Origin of the sequence: Streptomyces sp. NPDC001868, from assembly GCF_040297125.1 — a bacterium.
In the GTDB taxonomy this organism is placed as follows: Bacteria; Actinomycetota; Actinomycetes; order Streptomycetales; family Streptomycetaceae; genus Streptomyces.
This window is the reverse complement of sequence record NZ_JBEOYO010000035.1, coordinates 40032-56187: the sequence shown is the minus strand read 5'-3', so window position 1 is coordinate 56187 and position 16156 is coordinate 40032. Positions and strand designations below refer to the sequence as shown.

Sequence of the window (16156 nt, the reverse complement as noted above, 5' to 3'; positions counted from 1 at the left end):
GTCCGTCCGCACAGAGTCCGGTTGGAGGCGATGCTGTCGTGTCGAGCGACCCCACTCCGCCCGCGACCGGGTACCTGCGCGTCCGCGTGGACCGCGGCCGTACCGTGCTCGAACTGCACGGCGAGATCGACATCGCGGCGGCCGTGGAGATCATTCCGCACCTCGACGCGGCGACAGCCCACCCCGGCGCCCGGATCGTGATCGACCTGCGGCACGTCGAGTTCTTCGACTGCTCCGGCCTGCGGCTGCTCTACCGGGCCCGCCGGCGAGTGCTGGACCGTGAGGGCGAACTGCGCCTGATCTGCACCCACCCGCTCACCCTGCGCGTCCTCAAGGTCACCGGCCTGGCCCGGCTGCTGCCGCCCGCCCCGTCCCTGGACGCGGCCCTGGAGCAGCCCGACACGGCGCTGGAACGGCCCGAGCCCGCGTCCGGCGGCGCCTTATGACCCCGTCGCGCCCCTGAGCCCTCCGCGCGCCCCTCGCCCTCCTCGCCTCATTCGCGCGACGGCGCGTCGAACAGGGCACTGACGGACTCGCCGTTGTGGATGCGGCGCACGGCCTCAGCGAGCGCGGGGGCGATGGAGAGAACCTCCAGCTTCTCGGTGCGCTCCTCGACCGGGACGGGCACGGTGTTGGTGCAGACGATCTCCAGGATGTCGGGCTGCGCGCTCAGCCGCTTCAGCGCACCCCCCGCGAAGAGCCCGTGGGTGCACGCCACTCGGATCGAACGCGGCCCCAACTCCCGCAGCCGCTCCAGGAGTTCCAGGACGGTACTCCCCTTCGCGATCTCGTCGTCGAGGACGATCACATCCCGCCCGGCGACCTCGCCGATCACCGAGTTGATGCTCACCCGGTCGTCCGCGAACCGCTGCTTGGCGCCGGCGGCGACCTGCGCCCCGATCATCCGCGCGAACGCCGCCGCCTCCTTGGCGTTGCCCAGGTCCGGCGAGACCACCGTCGTACGGGAGAGGTCGTACCGCCGGAAGTGCGCGGCCAGCTCGCGCAGCGCGTGCAGATGGTCGACCGGCACCGAGAAGAAGCCGTGCACCTGCGGTGAGTGCAGCGTCATGGCGAGGACACGGCCGGCGCCCGCCGCCACCATCAGATCGGCGACCAGCCGGCCGCCGATGGAGATCCGCGGGGCGTCCTTCTTGTCGGAGCGGGCGTACGAGTAGTGCGGCATGACCACGGTGATACGGCCCGCCGAGGCGCCGCGCGCCGCGTCGCACATCAGCAGCAGCTCGACGAGATGCTCCTGGACCGGCGCCACCAGCGGCTGGACCAGGAACACGTCCTTCTCCCGGCAGTTGGCCTGTAGCTGCACCTCCAGACAGTCGTTGGCGAAACGGCTCACCCGGGACGGGCTGAGCGGCACCCCGAGGTGCGCACAGACCTCGTCGGCGAGTTCGGGATGGGCGCTGCCGGTGAAGACGGCGATGTCACGCACGGTCGGCTCCTCGTATGAACATGATCATTACGGGTTGCGCGGCTCATGCTACTGGCCGCCCGGCGTACGCCTATTCGGTACGGCGGCCCGGACGGGGCGCACCCCCGGTCTACGGCGAACCGCGGACAATCACCAGCTCGGCGTTCCCCCCTGGCCTTTGAGGGCATTCGTTGAAAGAGGAAGGAGGACCGTCGACATGACGACGTCCATCAAGCGCACGCGTCTGCCCGGCTGGGCCAAGCTGCTCACCGCCGTGGTCATCCTCATCGTGGTGCTGCTGGCCGCGCTGCGGATGCTGGTCTTCGGGGGCCTGGACGACGTGTTCGGCACCGAGGAGCACGACCGCTCGGGGCCGACACTCCTGAAGTCCATCCAGGACATGAGCCGCTACGACGCCGCCTCGGGCAACTTCCAGGTGGTCGTCGACCTGGAGAAGGACGCCAAGTACCTGCCGGACGCGATCCGCGGCACCCGCACGCTGTACGTCGGCGCGGGCACCGTCGACGCCTATGTCGACCTCGGCAAGGTCGGCGAGAACGATGTGAAGGTCAATGAGGACCGCACGTCGGCCACCATCAACCTCCCGCACGCCCAACTGGGCAAGCCGGCCCTCGACACCGAGCACTCCTACGCCGTCTCCAAGCAGCGCGGGCTGCTCGACCGACTCGGGGACCTGTTCTCCGACAACCCCAACGGCGAACAGGCCGTGCAGCGCCTCGCCGTCAGGCACATCGGCGACGCCGCGAAGGACAGCAAGCTCACCGACCGTGCCGAGGCCAACACCACCGACATGCTCGAAGGACTGCTGACGTCCCTCGGCTTCAAGGAGGTGAAGGTGACGTACGGGTCCTGACCGGACACCGGCGCCCTCCCCGGGTTCGGGGAGGGCGCGTCGCACATCGGCCACTCGACCGCCTCCGTACGTCCGCGCCCTCCCGTACCCTGCCGCTCCCGGGCGCCTCGCGGCGCCCCTCGAACGGGAGCGGATCCCTTGTCACTCCACTGCCCGGAGTGCCCAGGAAGGGCCGGGGGAAACCGGCGACTCACGCCCCGTCGACTTCTCGCCGGGGCGGAGTCGTGGACCGCTTCGGGGGTAACCGCCTTGAGACAGAGGGAAGTTGAAACCGGGAGGGTTTATGGCCCGTACCACGGCACGTCCCCGTACCACGACCTCCGGCCGCCGTTCCCCGGCGGCCTCGCGTGATCGACAGCCACTCCCGCTGCCCCTGCGGCTGCTGGCGATGGCGTTCGCCTTCCTGGCCATGGTGGCGTTCGGCGCGGTACTGGCCGGCCTCACCCTCCAGCCGTCCCCGGCGTCGGAGACGCTCACCCACAGCAACCTCCGCCCCGGCAGCTCGCTGGAGCTCTACTGGCACCACCCCGACCCGCGCGACGCGCTGAAACAGGTCGGCGGGAACATCCTGCTGGGCCTGCCGTTCGGGCTTCTGCTGCCGGTGCTGGCGCCCGGGGCGCGCGGCCTGCTGCGCGTGCCCGCCCTGACCGCGTTGATGATGCTGCTGGTCGAGCTGGTGCAGGGCGCACTCGTCACCGGACGCGCGTTCGACATCGACGATGTCATCCTCAACACGGCGGGTGCACTGCTGGGCTATCTGCTGCTGGGCCGCCGGCTCGGCCGGGCGGTGCACGCACGGGCCCCGCGCGAGCCGAAGGCCGCACCGGCCGAGCGCAAGGCACCCACCGAGCGCAAGGCGCCGGGCGCGGGGAAGGCACCGGGCCGGCCGAAGGCACCGCGCGGCGGCTGGGCACAGCGGCTGCGCCCGAGCCGCGGCAAGAAGGTCAAGAAGTTCAGGAAGGCTAGTGCCGTGTCCAAGTGAATTTGTCGCCGCCCACCCAGCGGACCTGGTCGGGGTCGTCGAGATCGTGGACGACGACCCCGTACGCGGCGGCGGCCCGCAGTACGTCCGTCAACGTCTTCGCCTCGCCGACCACCTGGCCGTCGATCTCCACGATCCGGAACGGCGGCGTACCGGGCTGTACCCCGAGCACCAGGACCCGGGGATGGGAAATGTAGGGGCTCGCGCTTTCGGTCATGTCTAGAGCGTAGAGCGGTTCCGGCGGTCGGTGACCGGGCGGGGTCCGGGCGGGTGAGTCCGGCCGCCGGTGATCGTACGGCCGCCGTGCGGGTACCCGGGGGCTGCGCCACGCTGGAAGCGGGAGGCTGGAGGTGCCATGGATCCCGTCGAGGCCCTGGACCGGATCGCTTTCCTGCTGGAGCGGGACCGGGCCCCCACCTATCGCGTCCGCGCGTTCCGTACGGCCTCCGCCGTGCTCGGCGCGCTGTCGGCGGACGAGGTCGCCGAACGGGCGACCAGCGGGTCGCTGGAGTCGCTGAAGGGCGTCGGGCCGAAGACCGCGCAGGTGGTGCGCGAGGCACTGGCCGGGGACGTACCGGCCTATCTGCGGAAGCTGGAACAGGGCACCGAGGCCCCGTCGCCGGGCGGGGGCGCGGGCGCGGAGCTGATGAAGCTGATCCGGGGCGACTGCCATGTGCACTCCGACTGGTCGGACGGCGGCAGCCCCATCGAGGAGATGGGCCGGACCGCCGCGCGCCTCGGCCACGAGTGGACCGTGCTCACGGACCACTCCCCCCGGCTGACCGTCGCCCGCGGCCTGTCCCCGGAGCGGCTGCGGGAGCAGCTGGACGTGGTGGCCGCGCTGAACGAGACCTGGGCGCCGTTCCGGCTGCTCACCGGTATCGAGTGCGACATCCTCGACGACGGTTCGCTGGACCAGGAGCCCGAGCTGCTGGACCGGCTCGACGTGGTGGTGGTGTCCGTGCACTCCAAGCTGCGGATGGACGCGCGCGCGATGACCCGGCGGATGGTCGCCGCCGTCCGTGACCCGCACTCCGATGTGCTGGGGCACTGCACGGGGCGGCTGGTGACCGGGCGGGGGCGGCCCGAGTCGGAGTTCGACGCGGAGGCGGTGTTCGCGGCGTGCGCGGAGACGGGGACGGCCGTGGAGATCAACTCGCGGCCGGAGCGGCTGGATCCGCCTCGGCGGTTGGTACGGGCGGCTGTGGAGGCGGGGGTGTTGTTCTCGGTCGACACGGACGCGCATGCGCCGGGGCAGTTGACGTGGCAGGTGTATGGGTGTGCTCGGGCGGAGGAGTGCGGGGTGCGGGCGGAGAGGGTGGTGACTACGTGGGGGGTGGAGGACGTATTGGGGTGGGCCCGGGATCGGGAGGTTCCGGAGGGGGTGTTGAGTGCCTGAGAGCTCGGGGGGTTCGGTGAGTTGGCGGGTGCGGGATGTTCGGTGGCTGGTCGCGCCCACGCGGCGGAGCCGCATATGGATAGAGCCCGCGCCCCTTGCGGGGCGCTGGTGTCTGGGTTTCCTAGGAAGGTGAGCCATGGGTAGGGCCGCTGTTTTTGATGTCGATGGGACGCTTGTCGACAGCAATCATCTGCATGTCGTCGCCTGGTGGGAGGCGTTTCGGCAGGGTGGGCATCAGGTGGCGATGCATGACGTGCATCGGGCGGTGGGGCTGCCGTCCGGGGATCTGATCACGCATCTGCTGGGTGAGGAGCGGGATCAGGAGGAGAAGGACGCGCTGAGCGCGGCGCACAAGGCGTTGTACGGGACGTACTTCGAGCGGCTGCCCGCGCTGCCGGACGCCGGGCGGCTGTTGCGGCGGCTCGACGGGCGGGGCTGGAGCGTGGTGCTGGCGACCTCGGCGGGCGGGGCGGAGCTGGCCGCGTTGCGGCGGGCGATCGGGGCCGACGACGCCATCGTGGCGACGGCGAGCGCCGACGACGTGGACCGGGGGAAGCCCGCCCCGGATCCGGTCGAGCACGCCCTGGAGCTGGCGGGGGCGGAGGCCGAGCGGTCGGTGTTCGTCGGGGACACCGTCTGGGACATGCGGGCGGGCGTCCGGGCCGGGGTGCACTGCGTGGCCGTGCTCTGCGGCGGCATTCCGCGCCCCGAACTGGAGGCCGCCGGCGCGGAGGCGGTGTTCCGGAATCCGGCCCATCTGCTGGCCGCCCTGGAGGACAGTCCGCTGGGGCGGGAGGAATGACCTGGTGACAACCGCTGTGGACGGCCTTGCGCGACGTGACGCAGATCACCGGCAATGTCCGGATACGGAAGGAACACCCACTGGTACTTTCCCGTTGAACCAGCCGTGGGTGCGGATGGGACAGTGTCCCCGGGCCTCACCTTTTGCCCACAGGGACGATCGTTCGGCTGAAGCCCTGTGGAGCGTTTCGCCGAGAGGCGACCGCCATCCGCGCCCACGCACAGACCGCCCCGACCGTGATTCCCCCGTCCCGGTCGGGGCTTCTCTCTTCTCCGGCTCGCTTCTTCTCCGGCTCGCTACGTCTCCGGCTCGCTTCTCCAGCGAGCTCTCTTCGTCGGCGGCGCGCTCAGGCGTCGAGGTCCCGCGGCCCGTACAGCGCCGCCGGCGCGCCCGTCGTCAGGGCCCAGTAGCGGTCGCCGTACGACCAGTGCCACCACTCGGTGGGGTAGTTGACCAGGCCGGCCGCGGTGAGGGCGGCGCCGAGCGTCTCCCGGTGGGCGCGGGCCCCGGCGGAGATGCCGTCCGCCCCCGTGTAACAGGCGCCGGCGCTCTCTTCGGGGCTGGCGTTGACGCGCGTACCGAAGTCGAGTTCACGGCCGCCGGCGTCCACGACCGTCAGGTCCACCGCGGCGCCCGCGGAGTGCGGGGCTATCTCGGGCGGGGAGACATAGCGGCTGGCCGCCGCGCGGATGCGGTCGGCGGGCCAGTCGGGGTGCAGGGCGCGCTGCTCGGCCGCGTACTTCTCGAAGTACTCGCGCTGCAGGGACGGCGGCCGATAGCCCTCGACGAAGAGCAGACGCAGCCCCTCCGGCAGCAGTGCCTGGGCCGTGACGAGCCGGTCGTGCACGCCCGCGCGCAGATGGGCGTAGGCGCCCGTGGCGTCGGCCTTGCGCTCGTCGACCAGCAGGGGGCCGGCCCGGCGTACGTCGACGAGCGGTTCGTCGGAGTCGTGGACGGGTACGGCCGCCACCCTCGGGTCGGACATCAGGATGATCTCGGTCATGGGCCGATCATCTCGTGGGGGTGGCCGGCACCTGCCGGAACCGGCCAGGAGAGTGACCGGGCCCACCCGGGAGAGTGGCCGGTCCCGGCGGCGTGCATCCCCGGGAGCCGGGTACTCGTGGGCGGTTCTGCAGGAGTCGCAGCGCGAGAGGAGCCAGCGGTGAACGGAGAATCCGGCGGAAGGATCGTGGTCACCGGCGCCACCGGCAATGTGGGGACGAGTCTGGTGCGTCTGCTCGCGGAGGACGCGGAGGTCGGCCGGATACGGGGGCTGGCCCGCCGGATCCCCGAGTGGGCGCCCGCGAAGACGGACTGGTCGGCCGTGGACCTGGGGTCCGAGAAGACCGATCTGGTCGGGGAGTTCGAGGGGGCGGACGCGGTCGTCCATCTCGCGTGGGCGTTCCAGCCGACCCACGATCCGGCCACGACCTGGCGGACCAATGTGCTGGGCAGCATCCGGGTCTTCGAGGCGGTCGCGGCGGCCAAGGTACCGACGCTGGTGCACGCCTCGTCGGTCGGCGCCTACTCACCGGGCCCGAAGGACCACGCGGTCGACGAGTCATGGCCCACGCACGGCTGGCCGGACGCCGCGTACTGCCGGGAGAAGGCGTATCTGGAGCGGGCCCTGGACTCCTTCGAGCACGAGCATCCCGGGGTGCGGGTGGTGCGGATGCGGCCCGCGTTCCTGTTCAAGCGGGAGTCGGCGAGCGAGCAGCGCCGTATCTTCGGCGGGCGTTTCCTGCCGGGGCAGCTGGCCCGGCCCGAGCTGCTGCCGTTCCTGCCCGACATCCCCGGGCTGAGGGTGCAGACCCTGCACACCGACGACGCCGCCCGGGCGTACCGGCTGGCGCTGCACTCCGACGCCCGTGGCGCCTTCAACCTCGCGGCGGAGTCGCCCGTGGACACCACGCTGCTCAGTGAGGTGCTGGGGTCCCGTCCGGTGAAGCTGCCCCGGGTCGCGGCCCGCTCGGCGGTCGCCGCCGCGTGGAACCTGCGGCTGCTGCCCGCCTCACCGCACCTCTTCGACGCCGTCCTGCGGCTGCCGCTGATGGACTGCTCGAAGGCCCGCGACGAGTTGCACTGGCGGCCCGAGCGCACGGCGGCGGAGGTGCTGGAGGAGTTCCTGGAAGGGCTGCGGCACGGGGCCGGGGCGGACACCGAGCCGCTTCGGGGGCGGAAGGTCGGCTGAGGACGCGCACGCCGAGCCCTGCCCGCACATGACGGCGCCTCCCCGGGTCCCACCGGGGAGGCGCCGAGTCTTCAGGGACGGCCTGGAACGCGGGCCACCGGAACGAGGGCCGGCGCGGGGCCGCTGGAACGAAGGGGCCCGAGGTCAGCCGGACGGCTCGTCGGGGACCGGCCGCTCGGGGCTGCCGGCACCCGGCTGCGGTGCGCCCTGCCTGCCGGTGCCGGCCTCGTCCGTGTCGGGCACGTCGGTGTCCTCGCCGGTCGCGTCCTCGTCCCGCTCGTCGTCGGTGGCGCGCGTCGGCGCCACCTCCCACGGGTCCTCGCCCTCATTCGCCTGCTGGTCGGGCATGTCCCTCGGTACGGGGTCCGCGTGCTCGCCGGGACCCTCCAGCCGATGATCGGTCACGGCGTGCTCCTTCCTGTCGTGCACCGGGCGCGAGTACCTCGGCCCGATCGACCCAAACCAGGTGTTCCGGGAGCCGGATGCGTCCCGTCAGGAGAGGTCTCGCAGCTCCGCCAGGGCGGCCGTCAGCTCCGGCGCCACCGCGTCCCGCCGCCACGCGACCTGCCCGTCGTCCATGGCCCGCGGCACCACCTCGATGAGCATGATCAGATAGAGGTAGCTGCGGTAGAGGGCATAGCGGCGGCGGACCGAAGGGGTGAACTCGATCTCCCCGCCCACTTCTTGATAGCCCGTCAGGAAGTCGGTGTCCTGCCGGATGTCATCCAGCAGGGCCAGCGACACGAAGTCCGCGACCGGGTCGCCCCAGAACATCCGCTCGCCGTCGATCAGTCCGCCGACGCGCGGCGACCGTCCGGACTCGACGAGGATGTTGCCGTCCCACAGGTCGAAGTGGACCAGCCGCGGCACGGTCACCTCGTCGAGGGCGTCGTACGCGAGCTTCGCCGTGCGGGCGACCTCGTCCACGGGGAGCGGGAGCCAGGCCCGGTAGCGGCGGGCGTCGTCGAGCACACCGTCGTAGAGAGCGGCGAAGGCGGTGCGCCAGTCGGCGGTGAGAGGGCCGAACACACCGGAGGGGTAGCCGAAGCCGGGGCCGGTCACCCGGTGGAGCCGGGCCACCAGACCGCCCAACTCCCGCCGCAGCGAAGCCTTTTGGGCTGGCTCCACGCTGTCCCAGCCGCCGCCCGGGCAGTGGGTGAGCAGGATGTGCCGGCCGGTGGGGGCGGTCTCGTCGAGGGCGACTCCGGCGACCCGTGGCGCGGGGACGCCGACGGTTTCGGCACCACGGCAGAACTCGGCCTCGCCGCCGAGGAGTTCGCTCTCGTGGGTCATGCCGGGGGCGGTGGGCTGCGGGGGGATCTTGAGGATCAGCCGGGTGCCGTCGGTGAGGCGCAGCTCCTCGACGGTGTTGTACGTGCCGCCGCCGAGCGGCAGCCGCTCGGCGAGGCTCTCGGGCGGCAGCCCCGCCGCCGCCAGGACGAGCCGCGCCCGCTCCTCGTCGTCCACTCCGGTCCCCCTTGTCGTGATCGTCCGTCGCCCTCGGCCGTCGCGGTCAGCCGTCGTACGTGGCTGTCGTACGAAGCCGTGCGGGCCCACTCTGCCAGGTGGGCCCGCACGGCTGAACCCCTGTTCAGGCCACCGGCGGGAAGATCCGGTCGCCGTCGACGATCACCCGGCCGCGTAGACGTCCTCCACATAGCGGCCCGAGGCGATCAGGTCGTCCAGCCACTGTCCGGAGTCCGCGCCCGCGTTCCGCTCGGCGTGGATCGTACGGAAGGCCTCGCGGACGCCGGGGGCCATCCGGGAGCCGTCGCCGCAGACGTGGACGCGGGCGCCGGCGTCCAGCAGGGCCCACACCTCGTCGGCCTCGGCGGCGATCCGGTGCTGCACGAAGGCGGCTCCGTCGACCGGGGCCGCGCTGAAGGCGGGGCGGAGCGAGACGGCTCCGGCGGTCTCGGCGGCGCGGAGCTCGTCGGCGTGCAGGAAGTCCGCGTCGGGGGCGTCGCAGCCGAAGTAGCAGACGGCGGGGGCGAGTTCGGCGCCGGACGCCGCCAGCGCGACCCGGTCGGCGACGGCGCCGCGGAACGGGGCGAGGCCCGTGCCGGCGGACACCATGATGACCGGCGCCGGGTCGTCGTGCCCGATCCTGAAGGCCTCGCGGCACGGCTGGATCCGGGCGAGGACGGTGTCGCCGGGCTTGACCGAGTGCAGATAGCCGGAGCCGACGCCCGTGTAGGTGCCGTCGCCCGAGCGGGCCGGGGCCTCCAGCAGGGAGACCATCAGGTCGGCGTGGGCGGGGTCGGTCGCCGGGGAGGAGGAGACCGAGTAGTGGCGCGGGCGGAGCGGGGTGAGCAGGTCGAGGAGGGCCGGCCGGTCCAGGGCGCCGCGCAGGGCCGGGTTCGCCTCGATGACCTCCACCAGGGTGCGCCGCTCACCCTCACCGTCGCCGGTCGCGCTCGCCGCGAGGGCCGCGCGCTCGGGCGGGCAGGGATTGGCGGCGGCCAGCGCGGACAGCTGGTCGGCCGTCGGGCGGGACTGCAACTCCACGTGGTGGGTCAGGAGTTGATGCACCGTCAGAGGGCGGTCGACCGGGATGGCGTCGCGGCGCCGGGAGCGGATGTCGAGGATCTCCTCCGGGTCGAGGCCCAGCGCGGTGGTGGCCCGCCGGACGAGCACCGGGTCGTTGGCGGGCAGGACGGCCAGATGGTCGCCGGTGCGGTAGGTGGTGCCCTCGGGCAGGGCGAGCCGTACGAAGCGCTTGGTGCGCGGGTGACCGGGTGCGGTGAGGTCGTACGCCTCGGTGACGGTCATCGGGGTCAGGCCGTGGCGCTCGGCGGCTGCGTGCAGGGGGCCGCCGGTGAGGGTGCGGACCTCGTAGGCGGAGGTGGACGCGGACCGCTCGGTGTCGGGCGTGGCGTCGGGGTCGCCGTACTGCCGGAGGAGGGCGGTGCGCAGGCCGGCGGTGAAGGCGCGGACGGTGCCGTTGAGGTCGCCGGAGGCGTCGGCGGCGGCGCGGTCCAGGAGACGGGTGCCGCCCAGGGCGGCGAGGCGGTCGTCGATGCGGGTCGGGACGTGCTGGTAGGTGGCGGCCCAGTTGCGGTCGCCGACGCCGAGGACGGCGTAGCTGCCGGTGAAGGCCGCCGAGTCGGTGTCGAGCCAGGCGGCGAAGGCGGTGGCGTCGTCGGTGGGGCGGCCGTTGTAGGAGGCGGCGGTGATGACGACCGGGCGGTCGGCGGGCAGCCCGTCGGCGTACGCGTCCAGGGGCGCGACCTCCGTCTCCGCGCCCAACTCCGCCACCTCGTCGGCGAGTTGGGCGGCGAACTCGCGGCAGGTGCCGTAGTTGCTGCCGTGCAGGAAGAGAGCGCGGGCGCCGGGGCGTAGGCGGCTGGGAAGGCCCGCCGTCTCGTCGGCCCGGGTGGTGGTCTCGGTGTGCCCGGCGCCGGGCAGCGGGGCGTGCGTACGGTCGGCGGCCATGCGCGGGGACAGGGTGAGCGTGAAGCCCTCGGGCTTGAGGGTGAGGGTCTCCTTGACCGTGAGCGCGTAGTCGGCGTGGTCGTGCGGCCGGTAGCGGTGGACGAGCATCGCGAGCAGCATCGTCGCCTCGTGCAGGGCGAACTGCCGTCCGATGCAGGCGCGTTCACCGGTGCCGAAGGGCTTGAAGGCGTGCGGGGAGCGGGCCTGTTCCGCCTCGGCGGTGAACCGGGTGGGGTCGAACAGCTCGGGGTTGTCGCCCCAGACGGGCTGCCGGTGCAGCATCGGGCCGAGCACGGTGACCGCCTGACCGGCGCGCAGCGGGACCCGCCCGCCGAGCAGGGTGTCCTCGCGGGCGTACCGGCTGAACGCGGCGGCCGTCGGCCACAGCCGCAGCGCCTCGTTGAGGACCTGACGGGTGTAGGTCAGCCGTCCGACCTCGTCGAACGTCGGGTCGGGGTCGGCCTCGTCGCCCCACAGGGCGTCGACCTCGCGCTGGACGAGCTGGAGGACGGCCGGGTGCTTGGCCAGGTAGTACAGCGCGAACGACATCGCGCCGGACGTCGTCTCGTGACCGGCGATGAGGAAGGTGATGACCTGGTTGCGGATGTTCGCGGTGTCGAGGGTGGTGCCGTCGGCGGGGTGCTCGGCGGTGAGCATGAGCCCGAGCAGGTCGTCGGCCTCCGTCCCCTCGGGGGACCCCGATTCCACGCGGGCGGAGATGACGTCGTCGACGACCTCGGCGAGGTGGTCGGCGTCCGCGCGGAAGGCGGCGTCCGCCGCCGTGTGGTCACCGCCGGGGGTCCGGCTCAGCCGCTTCATGCTCCACTCCAGGCAGCGGACCATGGCCTCGACGAAGGCGTGGGGTTCGTCGCGTTCGAAGGAGCCGAAGTCGTAGCCGAAGCCGGCGAGCCCGATCGTGTCGAGCGTCATCCGGGTCATGTCGTCCGGCACGTTCACCGCCCGCCCGGCGGCGCTCGCCCGGTCCCAGGACTCGATCAGCCTGCGGGCCACCCGCAGCATCACCGGGTGGTACGTCCGCATCGAGCCCATCGCGAACGCGGGCATCAGGATGTCGTGCGCCTTCGCCCAGTTCGGCTCGTCGTTGTACGCGGTGAACAGGCCGTCGGCCGCGAACTCCCGGACGTTCTCCAGGGCGGGCCCTACGGCCTTGGCGAACCGTGTCTCGTCGGACAGGTCGGCCACCAGATCGAGATCGGCGACGAACAGCGTGTCCCGCCCGTGCAGCCGCCGCACGAGCACCGGCCCGTGCTCCCGCATCAGGCCCATGACCTGCTGGACGGGGGTGCTGCCGGGGCCGGTGGCGGAGATGTCGACGACGGGGACGCCCTCGGGGGCGTCAGGGGTCCGGGCGGGCTCGGCGGCCCGGGCGGTCATGGCGGCCCGGACGGAGTCCTGGCCTGCGGTGTCCGAGTGCGGCGCGGTGGGGGGCATGGCGCGACAACTGCCTTTCGCGGTACGGGAGTACTGCGTTCCAGGGTTGTCGCCGGGGACCGCTTACTCGTGCCATCGCCCTACATGATTGTGTAGGGGGAAGTCGTCGCCCGGGGTTGCGCGCGGCGACCCCGGCGGGCAGGGGCAAGAGGCCGAGGCGGAGAGGGGCATGGATCTACGACAGGGTGACGCCGTCGTGTGGCGGAACCGCGCCGTGACCCTCTTCGACCGCATCCCGATGCCGGCGGCGGTCTGCGACGTGTACGGCTCCGTGGTGCTGGCGAACCCGGCGATGGCGGCCGAGTGGGGTACGAGCCCGGGCCGGCTGCGCGGCCGTGACGTGCTGGAGCTGTTCCGCCCGCAGGAGGCCATGCAGGTCGAGCGGATCGCCCAGGCGCTGCGGCTGCGGCACCGCTCGCGCTATCCGGTGTCGGTGCGCTGGGACGCGGCCGACGGAGCGCAGCGCCACGGTGAGCTGACCGCCGACCCGATCAGTGACGGCCCGGACGTCACCCCGTCCCTCCTGGTGCTGGTCCGTGTCCTGGGCGACCGCACGCCTCCCGCCGAACCGCCGCCCACTCCCCCGGCGAGCCCCACCGAGGCCCGCATCCTGGCCCTGCTCGCCGGCGGCGCCACCACCGCGCGTACCGCCCGCGAGACCGGTCTCACCGTCGACGGCGTCAACTACCACCTCCGCCGCCTCTCCGCCCGCTGGGCCGCCACCGGCCGCACCGAACTGGTGGCCCGCGCCTACGCGTCGGGCGTGCTCAGGCCGGGGGTGTGGCCGCCGGAGGCCGCGTCGGCGGAGTAGGGCCGCATCCCTGTCGAGCGGAACTCCCGGGCGTGGGGCCCGTGCCCGGCGGGGAGGTTGGAGGGATGAGTTTTCGACTGGCGGCGTACGCCGTGTGCATCGAGGGTGAGCGGGTGCTGCTCGTGCGTTCCGTGGCGTCCGACGGCGAGTCCCAGTGGAGCCTTCCGGGCGGCAAGGTCGAGCACGGGGAGGATCCGTTCGACGCGGTGATCCGGGAGATCGGCGAGGAGACCGGCTGCGAGGCGGTGGTCGAGCGGCTGCTGGGTGTGGACTCACGGGTGATCCGGTCTGCCGAGCGCGCGGCCCCCGGAGCACCGGATCACCAGAACATCGGCGTCTTCTACCGGGCCCGGATCACCGGCGGCCGGCTCCGGCCCGAGCCGAACGATGACGTCGTCGAGTCGGTCTGGACCCCGCTCCCCGACGTGGCCGGCCTGCGGCGGTCGTCGCTGGTCGACATCGGTCTCGCCCTGGCGCGCACCCTGCCGGCCACCGGCCATGTCGCCGCCGTCCCGGTCGGCGGCCTGATCCAGCACTGAAATCCATTGGCCCCTCAGCGGAGCGGTGAGTACCTTAGGCCATAACCTAGTGCTCCTAGGTTATGGCCTGTCTGTCACTTCATCGGAGGAACCACCATGCGGCCGCTCACCGAGCAGGACATCCGCGGCTCGTTCGTCAACTGCTCCAAGGGCGAGGCCAAGCGGATCTCCCTGCCCCGTGATCTGGAGCAACGGCCCTGGAAGGATCTGGACTTCCTCGGCTGGCGGGACCCGGGCGCGCCCGACCGGAGCTATCTGGTCGGTGACCGCGGCGGCGAACTCATCGGTGTCACGCTGCGGTTCCCGCCCGCGCGGCACGGCTTTCTGCATCGGAGCATGTGCTCGTTGTGTCTGACGACCCATCGGGGCGGCGGGGTGTCGTTGATGACGGCCCGGAAGGCGGGCGCGGCCGGGCGCGAGGGGAACTCGGTCGGGGTGTACATGTGCGCCGACCTGGCGTGTTCGCTGTACGTACGGGGCAGGAAGGCGCTCGACACGGGGAGCCGGTTCGAGGAGAGCCTCACCACGGAGGAGCAGATAGCCAGGACGGTGGGCAATCTGTCCGCGTTCCTGGACAAGCTGTACGCCTGACCGCGAGAGGACCGGTCCCGTAGCGGGGCCGGTCCTCGTGCCCGCGGGGACGGGGCCAGGGGCGGCGGCGGTGCGGGCGCGGAGCTTGCGGTACCAGTCACCGTCGAACCGGCGACCCGCGTGCTACCGGTCCAGCATCCGTGCCGCGTCGATGTCGTGGAGGTGGATCAGGATGTCGTGGTTGCGGGCGAGCGCGATGTCGTACTCCCGGTCGGGGTAGACCGTGCCGATGCTGCGCGTCGGCCGTACCCGCGTCAGCCAGGTGCGGGCCGGTTCCCGTACGGTCCGCAGGTCGACGACGTAGTCCTCGTACCGGACCCGGTCGAGCGTGGACTCGTTGGCGCCCGCGCCGAGCGGCCCGAGGGTGAAGCGCTGGACCTGTCCGTCGGGACCGGTCGCGTTGAAGGAACCCCGGGCGAAAGTGAAGCCGACGCTGACGTACGCCGTACCGAGCCGGTCACGCAGGTACGCGCCCTGCATCCTCGGGTACCGGTCGGGCTCGCTCGTCTCGTAGCCGACGTGCGCGTTGTGCGCCGACAGCAGGACCTTCGTCCCCGTGCGCTCCTGCCACCAGGCCGTGTTGTCCGCCATCACCTGGTCGCGGTAGCGCATGGCCTCCGCGAGTTCCGTCTCGTCGTCGAAGATGTCGAAGGAATAGACGCGCGCGACCTGGTCGACGGCCGTGGCGTGCTGGACCGCCCAGTCGTACGCCGCCCGGTCCCGCCCCGGCGACTGCTCGCGCAGCAGGTCCAGGGCCTCGGCCGTCCGCGCGGCCATGGCCCGGCGCTCGGCGAGCGGCCTGGTCATGTACGCGTCCAAGTATTCGCCGGCCGACACGGTGGGCCGAAGGCCGTCGTACAGCTCGGTGAAGCGGTCCCGCAGGCCCGGGTGGGCGCGGGCCACATAGTCGGTGACCTTGTCGTACAGCTCGGGTCCGGCCCAGCCGAGGTCGTTGCCCATGAACCGGACGGGGTCCTTCGGGTGCTGCCGGTTGTAGGCACGCATCCACTCGACGAGTGCCAGGTAGTCGGAGTTGTTCCACCACAGGAACGAGCCCTGGAACTCCTCCCGCAGGATCTGCCGGGCGTTCCCCTTCCCGTACAGCACATAGTCGTTGAGGCGCAGCCCGGAGCTCCAGGGGGCCTCCAGGGCGAAGGTGCGGAAGCCCTTCTTCTCGACGAGGTGCCGGAACAGCCGGTGCTTCAGGGCGAAGAAGTCGTGGGAACTGTGGGTGGCCTCGCCGACGCCCACGACGCGCGCGTCGCCGATCATGCGGGCGAACGGGCGCAGATCGGCGCCGCCGCCGCGCGGTTCGACCGTGCGGAGGGGGTACGCGGAGCGGTCGAGCGCGGTGACGACGGGGTCGAGGGCCGGTGTCGACGCGGTGGTGACGCCGGCCGTCGTCGGGGCGCCGGGCGCCGTCGCCGAGGCGGGTAAGGTCCCGGCGGCCACGGTGCCGAGACAGACCATCAGGGTCAGGGTGATCGCGGAGCGTTGCCATGTCCTGTTCATGATCCAAGGCTTTCGTGCCGCGCTGCTCCGGACCATCCGGCGGGCCCGCCGCTGCCCGGTGGGGTGAACCCCGTGCCGGAGAGGGGGCTGTCCCCACCTCCGGCGTACTGTCCTCGGTCAGGAGTTCGTGCGGCGGCGGAAC

At 72.4% G+C, this 16156-nt stretch carries 16 protein-coding genes; 9 read left to right on the top strand and 7 right to left on the bottom strand.

All coding sequences use genetic code 11. The features are described 5' to 3' along the window. Positions 1 to 38 precede the first annotated feature (38 nt). On the top strand, positions 39 to 446 hold the full coding sequence (locus ABT147_RS31950; RefSeq protein WP_351412630.1) for an anti-sigma factor antagonist: 408 nt from the start codon (positions 39 to 41) through the stop codon (positions 444 to 446). 47 nt (positions 447 to 493) lie between these two features. Here ABT147_RS31950 and ABT147_RS31945 read toward each other — a convergent pair whose 3' ends face one another. Continuing rightward, on the bottom strand, positions 494 to 1447 hold the full coding sequence (locus tag ABT147_RS31945; protein ID WP_351412628.1) for a ribose-phosphate diphosphokinase: 954 nt from the start codon (positions 1445 to 1447) through the stop codon (positions 494 to 496). Between the two features lie 196 nt (positions 1448 to 1643). Between ABT147_RS31945 and ABT147_RS31940 the strand changes: the two genes are divergently transcribed. Both ABT147_RS31940 and ABT147_RS31935 read left to right on the top strand, forming a co-directional pair. Next, positions 1644 to 2300 carry a DUF4230 domain-containing protein gene (locus tag ABT147_RS31940; RefSeq protein WP_351412626.1) on the top strand — a complete coding sequence of 219 codons (657 nt, stop codon included), beginning with the start codon at positions 1644 to 1646 and terminating at the stop codon, positions 2298 to 2300. 283 nt (positions 2301 to 2583) lie between these two features. Further along, entirely contained in the window at positions 2584 to 3282 is a 699-nt protein-coding gene (locus tag ABT147_RS31935; RefSeq protein ID WP_351412624.1) for a VanZ family protein, read from the top strand. Here the strand turns inward: ABT147_RS31935 and ABT147_RS31930 are convergent. Further along, the gene (locus ABT147_RS31930; RefSeq protein WP_046706456.1) at positions 3263 to 3499 is read right to left on the bottom strand and encodes a hypothetical protein; all 237 of its coding nucleotides are present in this window, start codon (positions 3497 to 3499) and stop codon (positions 3263 to 3265) included. The genes ABT147_RS31935 and ABT147_RS31930 overlap by 20 nt on opposite strands. 138 nt (positions 3500 to 3637) lie before the next feature. Between ABT147_RS31930 and ABT147_RS31925 the strand changes: the two genes are divergently transcribed. Together ABT147_RS31925 and ABT147_RS31920 are read left to right on the top strand one after the other, a co-directional pair. Further along, positions 3638 to 4681: a PHP domain-containing protein gene (locus ABT147_RS31925; protein WP_351412622.1), complete on the top strand. Its 1044-nt coding sequence runs from the start codon at positions 3638 to 3640 to the stop codon at positions 4679 to 4681. Between the two features lie 136 nt (positions 4682 to 4817). Next, positions 4818 to 5483 carry an HAD family hydrolase gene (locus ABT147_RS31920; protein WP_351412620.1) on the top strand — a complete coding sequence of 222 codons (666 nt, stop codon included), beginning with the start codon at positions 4818 to 4820 and terminating at the stop codon, positions 5481 to 5483. A 346-nt stretch (positions 5484 to 5829) separates the two neighbouring features. Here ABT147_RS31920 and ABT147_RS31915 read toward each other — a convergent pair whose 3' ends face one another. After that, positions 5830 to 6486, bottom strand: a complete 657-nt coding sequence (locus tag ABT147_RS31915) for a M15 family metallopeptidase (RefSeq protein WP_351412619.1) — start codon at positions 6484 to 6486, stop codon at positions 5830 to 5832. A 159-nt stretch (positions 6487 to 6645) separates the two neighbouring features. On the opposite strand from ABT147_RS31915, the gene ABT147_RS31910 reads away from it, so the two are divergent. Beyond that, entirely contained in the window at positions 6646 to 7674 is a 1029-nt protein-coding gene (locus ABT147_RS31910) for an SDR family oxidoreductase (protein ID WP_351412617.1), read from the top strand. A 144-nt stretch (positions 7675 to 7818) separates the two neighbouring features. Here ABT147_RS31910 and ABT147_RS31905 read toward each other — a convergent pair whose 3' ends face one another. From ABT147_RS31905 to ABT147_RS31895, 3 genes are all read right to left on the bottom strand, one after another. Further along, entirely contained in the window at positions 7819 to 8079 is a 261-nt protein-coding gene (locus ABT147_RS31905) for a hypothetical protein (RefSeq protein ID WP_351412615.1), read from the bottom strand. A gap of 87 nt (positions 8080 to 8166) precedes the next feature. Beyond that, positions 8167 to 9141 carry a phosphotransferase family protein gene (locus tag ABT147_RS31900; RefSeq protein WP_351412613.1) on the bottom strand — a complete coding sequence of 325 codons (975 nt, stop codon included), beginning with the start codon at positions 9139 to 9141 and terminating at the stop codon, positions 8167 to 8169. Between the two features lie 162 nt (positions 9142 to 9303). Then, positions 9304 to 12504: a cytochrome P450 gene (locus tag ABT147_RS31895; protein WP_351412704.1), complete on the bottom strand. Its 3201-nt coding sequence runs from the start codon at positions 12502 to 12504 to the stop codon at positions 9304 to 9306. 226 nt (positions 12505 to 12730) lie between these two features. On the opposite strand from ABT147_RS31895, the gene ABT147_RS31890 reads away from it, so the two are divergent. From ABT147_RS31890 to ABT147_RS31880, 3 genes are all read left to right on the top strand, one after another. Beyond that, entirely contained in the window at positions 12731 to 13372 is a 642-nt protein-coding gene (locus ABT147_RS31890; RefSeq protein WP_351412611.1) for a PAS domain S-box protein, read from the top strand. Between the two features lie 65 nt (positions 13373 to 13437). Beyond that, positions 13438 to 13911 (top strand): NUDIX hydrolase, encoded by a 474-nt coding sequence (locus tag ABT147_RS31885; protein ID WP_351412609.1) that lies wholly within the window; start codon positions 13438 to 13440, stop codon positions 13909 to 13911. A gap of 96 nt (positions 13912 to 14007) precedes the next feature. Then, positions 14008 to 14502, top strand: coding sequence for an FBP domain-containing protein (locus tag ABT147_RS31880; RefSeq protein ID WP_351412607.1), 495 nt, complete (start codon positions 14008 to 14010; stop codon positions 14500 to 14502). Positions 14503 to 14625: 123 nt separating this feature from the next. Here the strand turns inward: ABT147_RS31880 and ABT147_RS31875 are convergent, their stop codons facing one another. Next, positions 14626 to 16014 carry an erythromycin esterase family protein gene (locus ABT147_RS31875; protein WP_351412605.1) on the bottom strand — a complete coding sequence of 463 codons (1389 nt, stop codon included), beginning with the start codon at positions 16012 to 16014 and terminating at the stop codon, positions 14626 to 14628. Positions 16015 to 16156 lie beyond the last annotated feature (142 nt).